The sequence below is a fragment of the Halalkalibaculum sp. DA3122 genome, assembly GCF_043951865.1.
Lineage (GTDB): Bacteria > Bacteroidota > Rhodothermia > Balneolales > Balneolaceae > JAMQKA01.
Genome location: NZ_JBINJF010000005.1, coordinates 191,222 through 208,011, shown reverse-complemented (window position 1 = coordinate 208,011; position 16,790 = coordinate 191,222). Strand labels below are relative to the sequence as shown.

Genomic DNA, 16,790 nt, shown 5'->3' with positions numbered 1-16,790 from the left:
ATGAACTACTCCATACAGCAGCTTTCGGAGATTGCATCAAAACCGGAACGAAACATATTGGGACTGATGTCGGGGACCTCGCTTGACGGACTTGATATGGTCCTGTGCAACATTACGGGAGCGGGCCGCGAGACGCTTCTTGAAGTCAAAAAAATCAAAACATTTCCCTATCCACAGGATATTATCAGCCGGTTGAGAGAGGTCGTTTCGGTGGAAGAGGCATCGCTGCAAGAGGTGTGCCTGGCCCACACCTGGCTGGCAAACTACCACGCCGACCTGGTCCTGGAAACGCTGGCCGGGTGGGAGATGGAACCGACCGATATTGATGCGGTTGCCAGTCACGGCCAGACAATTTACCATGCCCCGTTTGTGAAACACCGGAAAAAAGGGATGCCCAATGCCACCCTTCAGATTGGCGATGGCGATCACATTGCCAGGAACACGGGCATCATCACCATCAGCGATTTTCGCCAAAAACACACGGCCGCCGGCGGCGAGGGAGCCCCGATGGCTTCGCTGGTCGATAAATTGCTGTTTTCTCACCCCACGGAAAATCGATTTTTGCTGAATATAGGAGGAATCGCCAATTTCTCTTTTCTTCCCTCGCAAGCGTCCGATGCCCGGTATGTCACTACCGATACGGGCCCGGGTAACACGCTGATCAACGCGGTCGTGCAGTCGGAATTTGGCCGGGAGTTCGACCGGGATGGAGCGATCGCTGCTTCGGGAACCGTACAACCTGAACTGTTGAGGCAGATGAAGCAGGATCCCTATTTTCATGAACCGTTCCCGAAAACCACGGGACCGGAGTTGTTTAATTTGAAATGGGTTGAGAAGAACAAGAAAAAAGTCGGCAAAACGGGAATTGCTGCCACAGACTTGGTGGCTACCCTGACATGGCTCACGGCGGAAACGATTGCGGATGCACTGCGTTCGGTCGCCGACGGGCTGGACGCAGATATGCCCCCCGCGGTGTATGTGAGCGGCGGGGGCATGCACAACAAGACGATGATGCGGTGGCTCAATGGATTATTGGAGGATATACCGGTGGAAAGCTTTGAAGCAATCGGCTACAATCCCGATGCCAAGGAGGCGGCCAGCTTTGCGGTACTGGCCAACGAGATGCTCGCCGGAGAAGGATTCTTGATCGACCCGAAGCAGGGAACCCCGCGCCGCGTCAATTTTGGGAAAATCTCGTTTCCCGTTTAATAAAGCGGATTCCAGGAGTCTGTCGGACTTAGGGAATTGTAACGAGAATCAGCCAATTTGAGTCAGATTTTGAGGTCTTTTGAGGCGAGTAGTGGGGCTATTTAACGAAAAAGAGCTCGAAATCTGGCCAAATTCGGATTGTTCGCAGTAGATTAGGCTAAGTCCGACAGACTCCTAGGCTGTAAATTAATACTTAACACTTTCCAACTTTATGACTGTTTTGACCTGATTCCCCGCAAGGACCTCCACCCGATCAGCAGTCAAAGTAATCTGCCAGTTGCCGGTATTCCCGGATCAGCTTATCGCGCACCGGCCGGCCTTTTTCGAAAATCTCTTGCTGTTTTTCAACATACTTCGCGCGCCCTTCGCTGGTCTCAATTTTGATCGGCTGCAGTCCACGTTTTCGCAGGTCGTAGGGACTGGCTTTCATGTCGACAAACCGCGCCTCCACTGCCAGCTCAAACGCCTCCCGAACGAGGTCACTGCCGATCCAGGGGTACATCTTGAACGCCCATTTGTACAGGTCCATGTTGCTGTGGATGCAGCCGGGCTGTTCCATCTCCTGGAAGTTGTCACGGTTGAGTTCATGTTTATTCAGCGGTCGGGCTTCATCCGTAAAAAAACGGAAGGCATCAAAATGGGTGCAGGCCAGCGGGCGGGACTCCACAAATTCGGCCAGCTCATCCCCGGACATCCGGAGGGGAATCTGTTCGTGCCGGACCTGGTCCGCCTTGTAGACCATCGCCCACTCATGCATGCCGAAGCAACCGAAGGAGGGCTTCTTGCCGGCCGAATTCCGGAGGACAGTCAAAATCCACCGCACCGCGCTCTTCCGGTTCTCGGGAAATAATTCGGGATCAAGAAAAGCTCCGCTGCCGGTAATGGCCAATTCGCTGATCTCCAGGGCATCAAAATCGGAACCTTCCAGCAGGCGGCCGAAGCCCGGTGACCAGCGCTTGAGATGGGAGGGACGGAAGGCGTAGTATTCAAACAGGAAGTCCATCACCGGATCTTTTTCATGCTGTTGCCGGCGCTCCAGGTAGTCGTCAATTAAGGCGGCAATGCACCGCTCATGTTCCTTGATCCGGGTGTGCCACTGCTGTTCAGGGATTATTTCCCGTATGTGGGGTGCTTCGGCGATATGGTCGATAAATGAAATTCGCATAACGCCCAAGATATCATTTTTTACCAGGGATATCATCTTGTTGTGTGGAGGGGAAATGTTGAAGGTTGAATGTTAAAGGTTAAATGTTGAAGGTTGGAGGTTGGTTTGGGAGGTCAAATGTATGATATTGTGAAGCCTTCTATCAATTAACCAGGAATCGGTGGTGATAATGAATAAGGCAAGGGTTCCGATCTTTGGACAGCTGTGGCATTTTTTGCTCCATCTCCGGTGGCATTACCAGGTGTTTATTCTCTCGGGAGGATACCTGATGGGCGGTTTTTTTCAACAAACAATGGACTGGACCACTTTTGGAACGCAGTTTTTAAATGTGCATCTGCTGCTGTTCGGTGGAGCCACGGCCTACAATTCGTGGTGGGACAAGGACGAAGGGGCAATCGGGGGACTCAAACATCCACCCCCCATGCAGCGCTGGATGTGGATCGTTTCCCTGCTGGTTCAGTTTGCGGGATTTTATTTTGCCACAATGGTCAGTGTGCCGTTTGCCGTGGTTTATGCCGTAAGCATGCTGTTTTTCTGGCTCTATTCCACTCCGCTGGCCCGCTGGAAAGGGACCCCGGTGCGGAGCCTGGTGGCGATTGGAGTGAGCACGGGAACAAACTCGTTTTTGATGGGGTACCTGGCGGCAAATCCCGGCGGTCCGATCTCCCTTGTGGTAGTGCCGGCATCGATTGGCGTTGCGCTGGTTATACTGAGCCTGTATCCCACTTCCCAAATCTACCAGACCGCAGAAGACCGGGTCCGCGGCGACCAAACATTTGCAATCGTATTTGGCAGGGAGGCGGTATTTACTTTTTTCCGGTACGCATTTGGATCAGGTGTTCTGCTACTCTCCGTAGCCCTTGGAACGGCGAGCCCGTGGATCGGGATAACGTTTCTTCTCCTGGGGATGGTCACCGGCGGGGCGATCAACCGTTTGCTGAATACCCTTTCACTGCACGCCGATGACTATGAAAAAGTGATGCGGATAAAATATGGAACCTCCCTGGCGTTTGTCCTGTTTTTGTGTGCCGGAATTATCCTGAAGCATCGTCTTCACGTGCTTCTTTTTTAAAGCGAACCAGAATTACATCCGGTAAGAAGATTGGCGTGGAGATCGTCAGAAAACCTATTCACAAATACAAAGTTGAACATTTAATCTACACATGGCTGAAGTAGCAGAGCAACTATTCACCCCTGAAATTGTTGAAAACGCATTAACCTATCAATCATACAGGTCCCTAATCGATGAACTCCTGGAAGAGGGAAAAGTGACGGGAGACCGACAGTCGGAGGCGCTGGCGGAGTATACGAAGATGAACGTCCATCGCATGAACCGCCTGGACAAACGCACCGAGCTGCAGGAGAGCCTGAAAGAGACGCTCCGGGATCTTGACACCGAAATGACGTGGCTGGTGCTCACCGAAGGTTGGTGCGGAGATGCGGCGCAGAGTCTGCCGGTAATTGCTAAAATAGCCAATGAATCACCGAATATTGAACTCGGACTGTTGCTGCGCCACCAGTATGAGGCGATTATGGATCACTACGAAACCGACGGCGCGCGCTCCATTCCCAAACTCATTGCACTTGAACCCGAGACGTTATCAGAACTGGGCAGCTGGGGACCGCGCCCGGAAGAGGCTCAGCGCCTGGTCTATGACAAATGGATGGACAGCTACTCCCGCAAGGAGTGGGCCCGGAAGCTGCATAAGTGGTATGCGGATAACGGCACGCAGGATATCCAGGAGGAGTTTGAGGTGCTTATTGAGAGATGGAAACGTGAGATGTGAGACGTCAAACGTCAGACGTGAGATTCGTACGGATCAGGTATTACGTATCTTGTTTCATTTTATGAGCGTCATTTTACGGGTTTTGATGATCCGTTCATCTGTCTCACCCTGTGGAAGCGCGATGACCCGGTACATGTAGACGCCGCTCGCCAGTCCGCTGAGATCCACTTCAAAATTGTAGTTATCTGGCGGGTATATTCGTCTAACCGGCTCCAGTACTTTACGGCCTGACATGTCGTAGATCTGGATGATGACGCCGGCTTCGGTCGGCAGGTCTATCGGTATCGTGGTTGTGGGATTGAATGGATTCGGGAAGTTTTGTCCCAGCTCAAACTCCTCGGGCGGAAGTATCTCGAAGCCTTGTAATGCTGATATGGTTTGATCTCCAACTTTTACTTGAACCTGGACTAATTTATTTGTGTTGGCATTTTGAGAGTCCATAACTCGGTTTGAGACCCGTGGTACAATAACTGTTAACTGATTCTCACTAATACTTTCAATTTCGGCCGGAGTATTACTAAACAAAACGATATTACCTTCGGGATTAAAATCAAGGTTCGTAGAGTTAATATTAATCTTTTCCCCTGGTGCTGCTTGATATTGGTCTAATGTTATATATCGATAATTAGGAACCGTACTTTGAAAATCACCCTTGAAAACACCGCGTCCATGAGTTCCGGCTGCAATAGTACCATCAATATTTCGGGAGGAAAGATGCTCTGTGACTGTATATCCAATTGATGACGCACCCTCTTGAGTCCATTGGATGTTTTCTACTTCCAAATCAGTGGTTGAGTATATACCTGTACTCGTACCCAGCATGTAAATTGTTCCTGTTTCACCTTCAATAATAGTGGCAGAGCGCACCGACGGACCGGCCTGCTCGTTGACGCTGGTCAAATTACCCTCCACGTTTTGCCAGGTATCACCGCCGTCGGCTGAATGAAATACGCTTGGGACTTCGTAATTGGAGAATACCGCCAGGAGTTCGTTGCCATTCGAGGGATTGGCTGCGATATCGTGCGGGTACGAGCCGTTTTCCGCCCCGGGGATCGATATATCCCGGGCGTCGGAGGAAGTGCTGGCATTTTCCAGCCGGTATATATGCGGTTGCCCCCCGGTAACCGAATAGGCCCCGTAGTAGAGGATATCCGAGGGGGTTTGCGTAACCTCCAGCGTGGTGATCAGGTGTCCGCTTCCTGCACCGGAAGAGCTGAGTTCGGTGATCATGTTCCATCCCTCGCTGGTACCGTCGGGATTGCTGCTGTTGGTGATCTCGCCGATCTGAATGTTGCGCCAGAGAGAATCCCCGTCGGGGTAGTACATGATATCCTGGTCGTTGGGATCGACTGCATAAGGATGGATAAAGAGCTGGTTCCGGGCATCGATCGGCGTTACGTAGGCAAAATTACTCGGATTCCCGCTAGGGTCGGTCTGCCATCGCAACACGTTCCCGTTCTGGGCGGAGACGAAAAGGTAGCTTGGCGTGAAGTAGGCATGGCCGCCGTCTCCCGTAAAAATGTTGACCGCCGATTGGGTCTGCTGGCTTTGCTGGCTGTTGAACCGGAAAAAAGGCGTGCCGTTGTCCTGGGTACCGCCCATCAGGCGCTTGTCACCGGGCGTTTCGGGGATGTCCACCGCGTAAAACTGGGTGGTGACATACCCGTTGTTCATGTTTTCCCAGCTGACAGAGCTGCCGGTTATATCAATGGTTTTGCTTACGCCACCGTCATGTCCCGTCCAGGCAATATTGGGGTTGTTGGGATGAAATTTTATGACATGCTGGTCGGGATGCTGCTGCGGGTATTTTGAAATGTCATTGGCTTTGGCGTATCCCCCGATCCAGTATTCGTTCTTGTCATCGTCACCATATCCCCCCGGGGGACTCGAGCTGAATCCATCTCTGGAGCGAAACAGGTTGATGCCGCCAAGTAGCACAAAATCGGGATCATCCGGTTTTACGGCGATCTCCATATTATAATTGGATTGCGTGCTCATATAGCCTATTTCGCCCCCGAAATCCGGGATATGTTCCGTGCGGTCCTCGCTCTGGACCGTGCCCCCGTTTTGCAGGTCGTTCAGGTCTACGAGATGGAGGCGTACATCTTCATCTTCGCCCGAACCGCCGACATAGGTCATAACGTAAACCGTGTCGGGGGCAGAGGGGGCAATATCGATGACGCTGCGCTGGTAGGTATCGGGAAAATTCTCAATATCAGGCGTAATCTCTATCCAGTCATCGCCGTCGTTGTAGGAGACAAACAGGCCTGGATTTGCTCCCTGTACAGGCGACCCTCCCGCTTGTTCCTCGGAGAGTGCAGCTACAAGCCGACCGTCCGGTCCCGCCGCAATATCCACATACTGGTGGCCACCGGCCGTGCCGAGGAGGGGAGGGGGCAGGGACTGCTGGGCGCTCGGAAACGGCTGCGAATCGGTCGAGCGGTAGATGCCGATGCCGTTGCTGGCAATAAATACGGATCCTGTGGTGGGACTTACCACCACGCGCGTGATAAAATCATACGGGCTGTTGAAGGCGGTGTCGTTGTCGTCGGTAGAGGGGATTTTGCTCCAGGTATCGCCATTGTCGGTCGATTTAAAGACCCCGGTCCCGAAGTACCCGGCTAATCCGCTGCGGTCGCCGGCCGTATTTCCCCGGAGCTCACCCGACGTGTAATACCAGGTATCCGGTTCAGTCGTATCCTGAGCCACGGAGGTCACGCTCATGTGCTGGCTGGGATCGGTTTTCAGGTCCCACGTGCTCCCCCCGTCGACGGATTTCCAGATGCCGCCCGAGGTTCCTCCCGCAATAATGATGTTTGGGTTGGTTTGATCGATGCCGAGCGCTCGGGTTCGCCCCCCCACATCGATCGGTCCGGCTGATTGCCAGTTGAACTCCAGGGAGGCAAAAGTGCCATCTTTTTGCTTAATCCGGATGGGATTCTGGCTACGGGTGGGCTGCTGACGCGCCAACCTGAGTTCACGGTTGCGGATATTGGGAGGAATAGCGTTGATACCGGGATCCTTCAGCATGCGGAAAAAGTATTGCGAGCGCGCCACTTTTGTCTGGATCTTGCTGAGCGACTCACCAACCTTAACCTCTCCCGGGGAAGCATCACCCGCCGCTATTTTCTGCCCCGAGGTCTGATAATACCAGTAACCGGCGGTGGCGGCAATCCCACTCAAAATGAGAACGATGGCTGTGAGAATGAATCTGCTGGCTGGTTGTTTCATACCAAGTATCAAAAAATCTGTTGTTTGTGACAAATCCGGGGAATCCGGTAACAATTATTCCAGGAGTATCGAGTCGGTTCTAACTTCCTGATTGGGGTCCAAGGGAGGCGTTGCCGCTCCATAGCCAAAGAATGTGGTGGATTTTCGATCAGTAATATAAAATTTGTAGATGAACAATCTAACCTGCTTTCTCACCAATTTCGCAGCCCACTACGTCTTGATATAGTTATTTCAGTCTCAAAATCAATGTAATTTATGGCGTATCAGGGTATTGTGTGCATTCAGGCCACATTTTTGTGAGAAATGCAGGTTAAGGTCGTCGGGAAATCTCCTGTTCATTTGAAAACGTCGTTGCAACGGGACTTGAATTAAGGTAAAATAACTGATTAGGTTGAGAACTTTGCAAAACCGTGTTTTTATCCAATTTCTGTATTTTCGCGAATTCGAAATCCTCATTTATAGGTAATAAACTCCGGTTTCGAATTCGCTCAGGCTTTGAACTTGAACAAAACCCCTAGTTTTGCAAAGCCCTCTAGGTTTTCAATTCCCTCGTGATTTTAAACGAACTGTAAAAAAAAAACACTATTTGATTTGGACGCAGAGCAATCGTTTTACCAGCATATTGCACAGACCAGCGATCACCCGATGGGGCTGGTGGTCGACAAGGCGGAAGGCCCGTTTATCTTTACCCGGGACGGGAAACGGTATGTCGATTTTATTTCCGGCATTGCCGTAAGCAGCCTGGGCCACCGGCACCCCTCCGTGATTGAGGCGGTGCAGCAGCAGCTCAACAAGCACCTGCACGTGATGGTCTACGGGGAATTTATCCAGGAACCCCAGTCGAAATACGCGGAGCTGCTCACCCGGCAGCTACCCCCGCAGCTCGATCGCGTATATTTTGTCAACAGCGGTACCGAAGCAAACGAAGGGGCTTTAAAGCTGTCAAAAAAACATACCGGCCGCCATCATTTTGTCGCTTTCCGGCACGGGTACCACGGCGATACGCACGGGTCGCTGAGTGTGACCGGTCGCGATGTGTACCGCGACCCCTATCTCCCACTTCTGCCGGATGTGGAGTTCCTGGAGTTCAACAGTCCGGAGATGCTGGAATCCATCGACAAAAAGACGGCAGCGGTTATCCTGGAGCCGATCCAGGGTGAAGGCGGTATTATTCCAGCCGACCGGGAGTGGCTGCAAGCGGTAAGAGAGCGATGTAATGAGGTCGGCGCGCTGTTAATTTTTGACGAAATCCAGACGGGGTTCTATCGAACAGGTACATTGTTTGCGTTCCAGCATTACGGGGTTGTCCCCGACATCCTGTGCTTGGCCAAGGCGATGGCCGGGGGCATGCCTATGGGAGCGTTTGTCTCTTCCAGTAAAATTTTTGAGGGCTTCAAGCAGGATCCCCCGCTCAATCACGTCACGACATTTGGCGGTCATCCCGTCAGCTGTGCCGCCGCCTGTGCCACGCTCTCCGAGTTGTTGAAGGGAGATTTTGATACGAGAGCCCGCCATATTGAACAAAAAATAAAATCCACACTGGATCATCCCGCCATACGGGAAATACGGGGCCGGGGAGCCATGCTGGGGATGGAACTGGAAGAGGCGGAGCGTACCCGCCAGGTGGTGGAAGACTGCTTTGCAGAGGGGATTATCCTAGGGTGGACGCTTCATTCCAACACGCTGGTCCGGCTGGCGCCTCCCTTGATTATGGAAGATGCGTTGCTGGACGACACACTGCATACAATCATGGATATACTGGACCGCCACTGGTGAGTATCGCCCTGGATTTAGTTGCTGCCACCGGACCTCTTATATTGAAGGCCCCTCCCGGAATTGGGAGAGGCGGATAAGAGTTTCATAAAAAAACGCTAATCAATCTATTTAACGTCATGAAGTCAGTTAATCCAGCCACCGGAGAAATTGTTGAAGAATATGAACAGATGGAGAATACCGAAATCGCGGGCATTATTCACAAGGCGAGCGCGGCCCAAAAGGAGTGGGCGGTCCTTTCATTTGAGGAGCGGGCCGGGCGGTTGAAAAAAGCCGGCGGTATTCTGAATGACCGGAGTTCCGAATATGCCGAGCTGATGGCTCTTGAGATGGGCAAACCGCTGCCGCAGGGCGTGTCTGAGGCGGAAAAATGTGCCTGGGTCTGCGAATATTACGCTGAGAATGCGCGCCAGTTCTTGTCAAAAGAGTCGATTCAGACTGATGCCTCGTCCAGCTATATCACCTTTAATCCACTGGGTACGGTGCTGGCGATTATGCCATGGAATTTTCCGTTCTGGCAGTTGTTCCGGTTTGGTGCTCCAGCGCTGATGGCGGGGAATGCGGTCATTCTCAAACATGCCTCCAACGTCACAGGCTGCGCGCTGGCGATCGAGTCGCTGCTGCACGAGGCCGGTATCCCGGAAGCGCTGTTCCGGACGGTTATCGCTGACAACGATCAAACCCAGCAAATCATCAAAAATGAGGATATCCACGCCGTCACGCTGACGGGCAGCACCCGGGCCGGCAAAGCGGTGGCAAAGCAGGCGGGCAGCGTCCTCAAAAAAACGGTCCTGGAGCTGGGGGGCAGCGATCCCTATATCGTGCTTGAGGATGCGGACCTGGAACGCACGGCGGAAACATGTGTCACTTCACGGCTCCTTAACAGCGGTCAAAGTTGTATCGCGGCCAAACGGTTTATTGTAACGGAGCCGGTATACGAAGAATTTACAGAACGGGTACTCGAAAAAATGAAGCAGAAGACGGTAGGCAGTCCATTTGATGCGGGGACCGACGTGGGTCCGCTGGCGCGCCTCGACCTTCGGGACGAGCTCCATCGGCAGGTGACGGAGAGTATAGAAAATGGGGCAGAGGTGCTGATGGGGGGAGCGCTCCCCAAGAGTGAGGGGGCCTACTACCCGGTTACGGTGCTTGCCAATGTGCACCGGGGGATGCCTGCGTATGAAGAGGAACTTTTTGGTCCCGTGGCCTCCGTGATCAGGGTGATGAACGAGGAGGAGGCGATCCAGGTGGCGAACGATACCGATTTTGGACTGGGAGCTGCCATCTTTTCCTCGGATGTGGAAAAGGCGGAATCGATAGCTGCCACCCAGTTGGAGGCCGGCTGCTGTTTTGTCAACGATTTTGTGAAATCTGATCCGCGGCTGCCTTTTGGAGGGATCAAACAATCGGGGTATGGGCGCGAACTCTCGCACGTGGGCATCAGGGAGTTTGTAAATATTAAAACAGTTTATATTGCCTGAGATGATTTTGAAATAATCTTATTTCTCTATTTATTTGCATATTCATTAACTCATCAGTTAAAACAACAAAACAAAAAGAGGTCCTACAGATGCGTATAGCAAATAGATTATCAAAGTTACTTGGGATTGTGGTGCTGGCCGTGGGTATTGCTGCTTGTGGCGACAATAGTACCAATCCGGTGGAACCCCCCGATCCAACGCCACCGGAACTGCCGGAACTGCAGAGCTACCAGCCGGAAACCGAGTATTTCAATAACAATAGCACACAGAATAAATCGGTACAAAATGGGGCTGCTTTCGGCATGGCTTCAGAATTTGTACAGTCAAACGTCCACTCCATGTTCGGGATTACGCAGGTCTACATGCCGTTTTTTGAACAGGCGCGGGAGACCGAACCCACTTTCGATGACGGTGTTTGGGAATGGACCTATTCCTACACCTATCCCCAGGTTCAGCAATCAGCTGAACTTCGGTTGACCGCCGAACCCAACGATGTTACGGGAGAAACTTCATGGGAGCTTTTCGTTTCCGTGGATGTCCCCGATGGTCCCAGCCTGGATAATTACCGCTTTATGTCGGGAACGAGCTCCTCAGATGGCAACGAGGGATCATGGAGCGTTTATACGCTTGGAGAGAACGGCTCTTCGGGAGAAGCGGTCTTTACATTTGAGTGGAGTCGTGAAGATGAGGACAATTTTACTTCCTCCTATACCATCCACAACACCGGTTCTGCTGAATACCAGTCTGTAAATTTCGACTACACCAAGGCAGTGCCCGAGCACACGCTTCACATGCACTCCAGTGACGGCGAATTCGACGTCGAAATTTTCTGGAATACCGAAACCGACATCGGTTATGTGAACTATCTTGGCGATAAAATGTGCTGGGATTCCAACTTCGAGGATACAGCGTGCCAGTAGGTTGACACCCCTGCCGTTTATAATGTTTTGCCAGAACCCGGTGAAAAGCCGGGTTCTTTATTTTTAGGATATTCAGATTGTATCTTACAGGTACACTTAACAGCAGAAACGGCAGAACAAGGATGTCTGAACGGAAGAGCGATCAAAATCCCATAAAAGGACGAGGATCTTCTGATAACCCGGCCAACCGGTTCGAGGAGTTCTATACCGATTACGACCTGGATGAGGAGACGGGTCAAAAACCCTCCCGGGAGACCCGGTTCTACCGGGATGATACCAAGGAAATTATTTCAACGAATGACAGCCCGGACATTCCATTTAATAAAAGCGTCAACCCTTACCGCGGCTGCGAGCATGGATGTATTTACTGCTATGCGCGCCCCACGCACGAGTACCTGGGTTTTTCGGCCGGACTCGATTTTGAGTCACGCATTATGGTCAAATATGAAGCTCCTCGCAAGCTGAGAGAGCGACTTTCATCCCAGACATGGAAACCGGAAGTGCTGGTAATGAGCGGTGTTACCGACCCCTATCAGCCGGCTGAGCGTAAGCTGGAGATTACCCGCGGATGTCTGAACGTGCTGGCTGAATTTTTGAACCCGGTGAGCGTAATTACCAAAAATCACCTGGTGACACGCGATATCGATTATCTTAAAAAGCTCGCGGAACACGATGCAGCCCGCGTTACGTTTTCGGTGACCACCCTGGACCGGGAGCTGGCGCAAAAGATGGAGCCCAGAACATCTACACCGAAAAGGCGCCTGCAGGCGATAAAAACCCTGGCAGAGGCCGGTATCCCGGTGGGAGTAAATGTGGCCCCGATCATCCCGGGACTCACGGATCACGAGTCTGCAAATATACTGGAAGCTGCGGCTGAAGCGGGGGCAACGCATGCCGGGTATACGATTCTCCGGTTGCCGCATGGAGTCAAGGATCTTTTTTGCGATTGGCTTCAGCAGTATTTCCCCGACCGCAGGGAGAAGGTTCTGAACCGGATCCGTGATATGCGCGACGGAAAACTGAATGATCCACGCTTCGGAGGGCGATTCCGGGGACAAGGCAACTATGCACGGCAGATAGCCGATCTTTTTAAGCTACACGCCAAACGGTTTGGACTGAATGAAGGGAACCGCGGGCTTTCAACTAAAAGTTTTCGGCCGGGCAGAGGGTCCCAACTGGGCCTGTTCGGGAATTAATAATTAACCGGGTTCATTGAAAATGATGCATTGCACGAGGATTGAGGGAACGGTATGAATTGCAAATTCATACACAATTTTTTTTAACAGCGATCTGAGAAATATTCGAGGAGTATCTTGACCCAAAACATTATCGATTTTATTAAAATTAACATCTTCTCACAGGTTCTAAACACAAAAAATGTTATGCAAAATAAAGCAAGTGACAAGCTCGCAGTTGTTCTAAAAGGCATATGGGGAACACTCGTATTCTGTTTGATTATAATGGGCAGTGCCAGTGGACAGGATGAGTTGAACGTAATTCGGGGAGAATCTTCCAACAACAACTGGATTCAGTTTACGGATGCACACAATTCCCTGTATCGCCATCTCTCGGAAGAGGCCTATGATCTCCTGGATAAGCGCTCGGCCTACATTTCCAACCTTCAGACGCTGGCCGACTGGCGGGAGAGACAGCAACAGGTTCGGGCTATTCTTGAGGAGATCACAGGCCCCTTTCCCCCGAAAACCCCTTTGAACGCCAGGGTAACGCGGATACTTGAAAAAGACGATTATCGCGTAGAGCATATTGTCTATGAATCGCAACCGGAATTTTATGTAACCTCTTCTCTTTTTATTCCCCGTAAACTGACGGGAAAGGCTCCGGCTGTACTATACCTCAGCGGGCATACCGAGGAGGGCTATCGCAGTGAAACGTATCAGCACAAGATGTTGAATCTGGTAAAGAAGGGATTTATTGTGCTGGCCATTGATCCGGTGGGACAGGGGGAGCGGAAACAGTATTACGACGTCTCTGCCGGCGGTTCTGTGGTGGGGAGTGCAACCAGGGAACATTCGTACGTGGGAACCCAGGCCTTTATTTCCGGCAGCTCGCTGGCCCGGTATATGATCTGGGACGGAATCCGGGCGGTGGACTACCTGCTTTCCCGGGAAGAGGTGGATCCCGGTCGGATTGGGATAACGGGGCGCTCCGGTGGTGGTACGCAAACGGCCTACATTGCGGCGTTCGACGAGCGCATACATGCGGCGGCACCGGAGGCGTATATCACCAGTTTCAGGCGCCTGCTGCAGTCCATCGGTCCCCAGGATGCCGAGCAGAATTTTTATCACGGGATTTCCGCAGGTCTCGACCACGCGGATCTGCTGGAGGTTCGCGCCCCCCGGCCCACCCTGATGATTACGACAACCGAGGACTTTTTCAGTATCCAGGGGGCGCGTGAAACAGCTCGTGAAGTATCAAAAGTGTATGATGCCTACGAGACGCCGGGCCATTTTAACATGGTGGAAGATGGGGGCGGACACACCTCAACCCGGGCCAACCGGGAGGCGATGTACGCGTTTTTCCAGGAACACCTGGACAATCCGGGGGATCCGACCGATCAGGCGGTCGAGATATTGGGTGAAGAGGAGATGCGGGTTACGGAAACCGGCCAGGTCATCACTTCGCTGGGTGGAGAAACCGTGTTCAGCCTGAACCGGCGGGAAGCCCGCCAGAAAATACAGGAGTTGCGCGCCTCCCGAAAAAATATTGAGACTCATCTCCCCATGGTGTTGGAATCTGCCAGGGAGCTTTCCGGCTATCAAGTACCGGGAAAGATCGCCGAGCCGGTTTTTACCGGTCGCATTTCCCGGGATGGCTACGAAATCGAAAAATATTTTACCCGGGGAGAGGGGGGATACCCGGTTCCTTACCTGCTCATGAAACCTGACAACTCCAATGGAAAGGTGGTGCTCTATCTGCATCCCGATGGCAAAGCCGGCGGGACGACCCCGATGGAAGAAATGGAGTGGTTCGTACAGCGGGGATTTACGGTACTGGCACCTGACCTGGTTGGAACGGGGGAGACCGGGCCGGGGGATCTGGCCAATTATGTAACCCGGGTAAAGGATTTTGATCCTGTCTCTTATGACGTGTGGACCAATTCAGTGCTTATCGGCCGGAGTATTACGGGAATACGGGCGGGCGACGTTGTACGGCTCGTTCGTCTGCTCGAACAGCAGGTCAACCCCCGGGAGATATATGGCGTTGCGCGGGACGATATGGCCCCGGTTTTGCTGCATGCCGCCGCTTTTGAACCTACACTGAATAGGGTAGCGCTGATCGAGCCGTATCACTCATACTGGTCGCTGGTGAGGCAGAAGTTTTATGATCCCACGTACCACATCAGTGCGGTGCCCGGTGCGCTTGAGACCTATGACCTGCCCGATCTTGCAGCTGCGCTGGCACCACGGAAGCTCTTGATAGCGGGAATAACAGATGGAGCGGGTGAGATGTTGAAGAATGTGTCTGCCGATGAAGATCTCTCCTTCGTAAAAAATGTGTATAAGCAGAAAAGGGCAGACGAGCACCTGACGATATTCCCGGATACAGGTGACGAGCTGGAACAGCTTTTTGTGGAGTGGACAAAAGAGACGTCGGCAGAGTGATCAGCCTGAATCAACATGAAACATCCGCTTTATTTTTCCGTTATGTAAATGCATAGATAACCCGGCCCGGTATCGAGGGTGGTAGTCTCATATCTTCCTGAGCCTAATTACTTCACTAATAAATCTAAGATATCGGGCTTTTCTTTTACCCTTCCTATCTTTATGCTTTAGTGGAACTGCAGGCTGTAAAAGTTTGTACGGTTTATCCCATAACAAATCCAAATAAAAAATCGATATACATATGTCAGAAACAGCATCCACCATGTTAGCGCTGGGAACCAAGGCCCCTGATTTTTCTCTTCCTGATGTTTCAACCGGTGATACCGTTTCCCTGGCAGATTTTGACGACAGCCGGGCACTGCTGGTTATTTTTATGTGCAATCACTGCCCGTATGTAAAAAATATCAAGGAAGCCCTGGTCGAGTTTGCCAATGACTATGACGAGGAAGATCTCGGAATTGTAGCAATCAGCTCGAACGAAGTGGAGAACTACCCCGATGACAGTCCTGAAAAGATGGCGGAAGACGCCGAACGGTTTGGATATCCCTTTCCTTATCTTTTTGATGAGACGCAAGAGGTAGCCCACGCCTACAAGGCGGCCTGTACGCCGGATTTTTTCCTGTTTGATGAGGAACGCGAGCTGGTATATCGCGGACAGTTTGATGACAGCCGCCCGGGCAACGACAAGCCGGTAACAGGTAAAGATCTGCGAGAGGCGGTTGACAAGGTATTGGAAGATGGATCCATCGTGGAGGAACAGGTCCCCAGTATGGGTTGTAATATCAAGTGGAAAAAGGGGAATGAACCGGCATATTTCGGATAGGAAACAGCTATGAAAGACCATAGAACCGATACGGAGAAGGTAAAGGGGCTTCGCCGGGAGTATGAACGAGATGGCATCTCTGAGGAGACGGTCCGCGAGGATCCGATCGACCAGTTTACGATCTGGTTTGAAGAGGCCCTGAATTCCGACATGGCCGATGCCAACGCCATGACCCTGGCCACGGCATCGGCCGACGGGAAACCCTCCTCACGAATCGTACTCCTTAAGGGATTTGATGAGGAGGGCTTCCACTTTTACACCAATTACAACAGCCGAAAAGGAAGGGAACTGGCTGAAAATCCGTATGCCGCGCTTTGTTTTTACTGGCCGGCCCTTGAACGACAGGTACGCATCGAGGGTCGTGTTAGAAAATTACCTCGCGAACAATCAGCCGGCTACTTCCAGTCGCGGCCGCGCGACAGCCAAATCGGGGCGTGGGCGTCGGAGCAGAGCTCGGAGATTAAAAACAGGGATGAGCTCAAAGCCAAATTTGACGAGCTGAACCAGCGTTTTGAGGGACAGGAGGTTCCGTGTCCCCCGTTTTGGGGCGGATATAATCTGCGGCCCCGAACCATCGAATTTTGGCAGGGGCGGGCCGGCCGGCTTCACGACCGGATTGTCTACAGCAGACCGGTGAGTTCCGAACAGGGGAAATGGCGTATTAAGCGATTAAATCCCTGACGTTAAAAAACATGCTCAGCTGGCGAACATGGCGGTTGTACCGCGTTTCGCATTTCTATACAGGAACTACTTTCGCGGAATGTTGTGAAGCACAAAG

The 16,790-nt window shown here is 52.1% G+C and carries 12 protein-coding genes; 10 read left to right on the top strand and 2 right to left on the bottom strand.

The window, feature by feature from the left end; all coding sequences use genetic code 11:
* Positions 1-1,209, top strand: a complete 1,209-nt coding sequence (locus ACG2F4_RS05455; protein WP_395259200.1) for an anhydro-N-acetylmuramic acid kinase — start codon at positions 1-3, stop codon at positions 1,207-1,209.
* Positions 1,210-1,462: 253 nt separating this feature from the next.
* Here ACG2F4_RS05455 and ACG2F4_RS05450 read toward each other — a convergent pair whose 3' ends face one another.
* Positions 1,463-2,374 (bottom strand): 3-methyladenine DNA glycosylase, encoded by a 912-nt coding sequence (locus ACG2F4_RS05450; protein ID WP_395259199.1) that lies wholly within the window; start codon positions 2,372-2,374, stop codon positions 1,463-1,465.
* A 169-nt stretch (positions 2,375-2,543) separates the two neighbouring features.
* Between ACG2F4_RS05450 and ACG2F4_RS05445 the strand changes: the two genes are divergently transcribed.
* Together ACG2F4_RS05445 and ACG2F4_RS05440 are read left to right on the top strand one after the other, a co-directional pair.
* Positions 2,544-3,446: a UbiA family prenyltransferase gene (locus ACG2F4_RS05445; protein ID WP_395259198.1), complete on the top strand. Its 903-nt coding sequence runs from the start codon at positions 2,544-2,546 to the stop codon at positions 3,444-3,446.
* Positions 3,447-3,537: 91 nt separating this feature from the next.
* Positions 3,538-4,161, top strand: coding sequence for a thioredoxin family protein (locus ACG2F4_RS05440; protein ID WP_395259197.1), 624 nt, complete (start codon positions 3,538-3,540; stop codon positions 4,159-4,161).
* Between the two features lie 54 nt (positions 4,162-4,215).
* Here the strand turns inward: ACG2F4_RS05440 and ACG2F4_RS05435 are convergent, their stop codons facing one another.
* On the bottom strand, positions 4,216-7,344 hold the full coding sequence (locus tag ACG2F4_RS05435) for a T9SS type A sorting domain-containing protein (RefSeq protein ID WP_395259196.1): 3,129 nt from the start codon (positions 7,342-7,344) through the stop codon (positions 4,216-4,218).
* A gap of 639 nt (positions 7,345-7,983) precedes the next feature.
* Between ACG2F4_RS05435 and ACG2F4_RS05430 the strand changes: the two genes are divergently transcribed.
* The 7 genes from ACG2F4_RS05430 to pdxH all read left to right on the top strand — a co-directional run bounded on the left by ACG2F4_RS05430 (position 7,984) and on the right by pdxH (position 16,693).
* Positions 7,984-9,168 (top strand): aspartate aminotransferase family protein, encoded by a 1,185-nt coding sequence (locus ACG2F4_RS05430; RefSeq protein ID WP_395259195.1) that lies wholly within the window; start codon positions 7,984-7,986, stop codon positions 9,166-9,168.
* Between the two features lie 116 nt (positions 9,169-9,284).
* Complete coding sequence (locus ACG2F4_RS05425) at positions 9,285-10,646, top strand: NAD-dependent succinate-semialdehyde dehydrogenase (protein ID WP_395259194.1); 1,362 nt, start codon at positions 9,285-9,287, stop codon at positions 10,644-10,646.
* Positions 10,647-10,735: 89 nt separating this feature from the next.
* Positions 10,736-11,566 (top strand): hypothetical protein, encoded by an 831-nt coding sequence (locus ACG2F4_RS05420; RefSeq protein WP_395259193.1) that lies wholly within the window; start codon positions 10,736-10,738, stop codon positions 11,564-11,566.
* 122 nt (positions 11,567-11,688) lie between these two features.
* Positions 11,689-12,762, top strand: a complete 1,074-nt coding sequence (locus tag ACG2F4_RS05415) for a PA0069 family radical SAM protein (RefSeq protein WP_395259192.1) — start codon at positions 11,689-11,691, stop codon at positions 12,760-12,762.
* A 186-nt stretch (positions 12,763-12,948) separates the two neighbouring features.
* On the top strand, positions 12,949-15,189 hold the full coding sequence (locus ACG2F4_RS05410; RefSeq protein ID WP_395259191.1) for an acetylxylan esterase: 2,241 nt from the start codon (positions 12,949-12,951) through the stop codon (positions 15,187-15,189).
* A gap of 241 nt (positions 15,190-15,430) precedes the next feature.
* A complete protein-coding gene (locus ACG2F4_RS05405) occupies positions 15,431-16,012 on the top strand; it encodes a thioredoxin family protein (RefSeq protein ID WP_395259190.1) in 582 nt (193 codons plus the stop codon).
* Positions 16,013-16,021: 9 nt separating this feature from the next.
* Entirely contained in the window at positions 16,022-16,693 is a 672-nt protein-coding gene (gene pdxH, locus ACG2F4_RS05400) for a pyridoxamine 5'-phosphate oxidase (RefSeq protein WP_395259189.1), read from the top strand.
* The last annotated feature ends 97 nt before the right edge of the window (positions 16,694-16,790 follow it).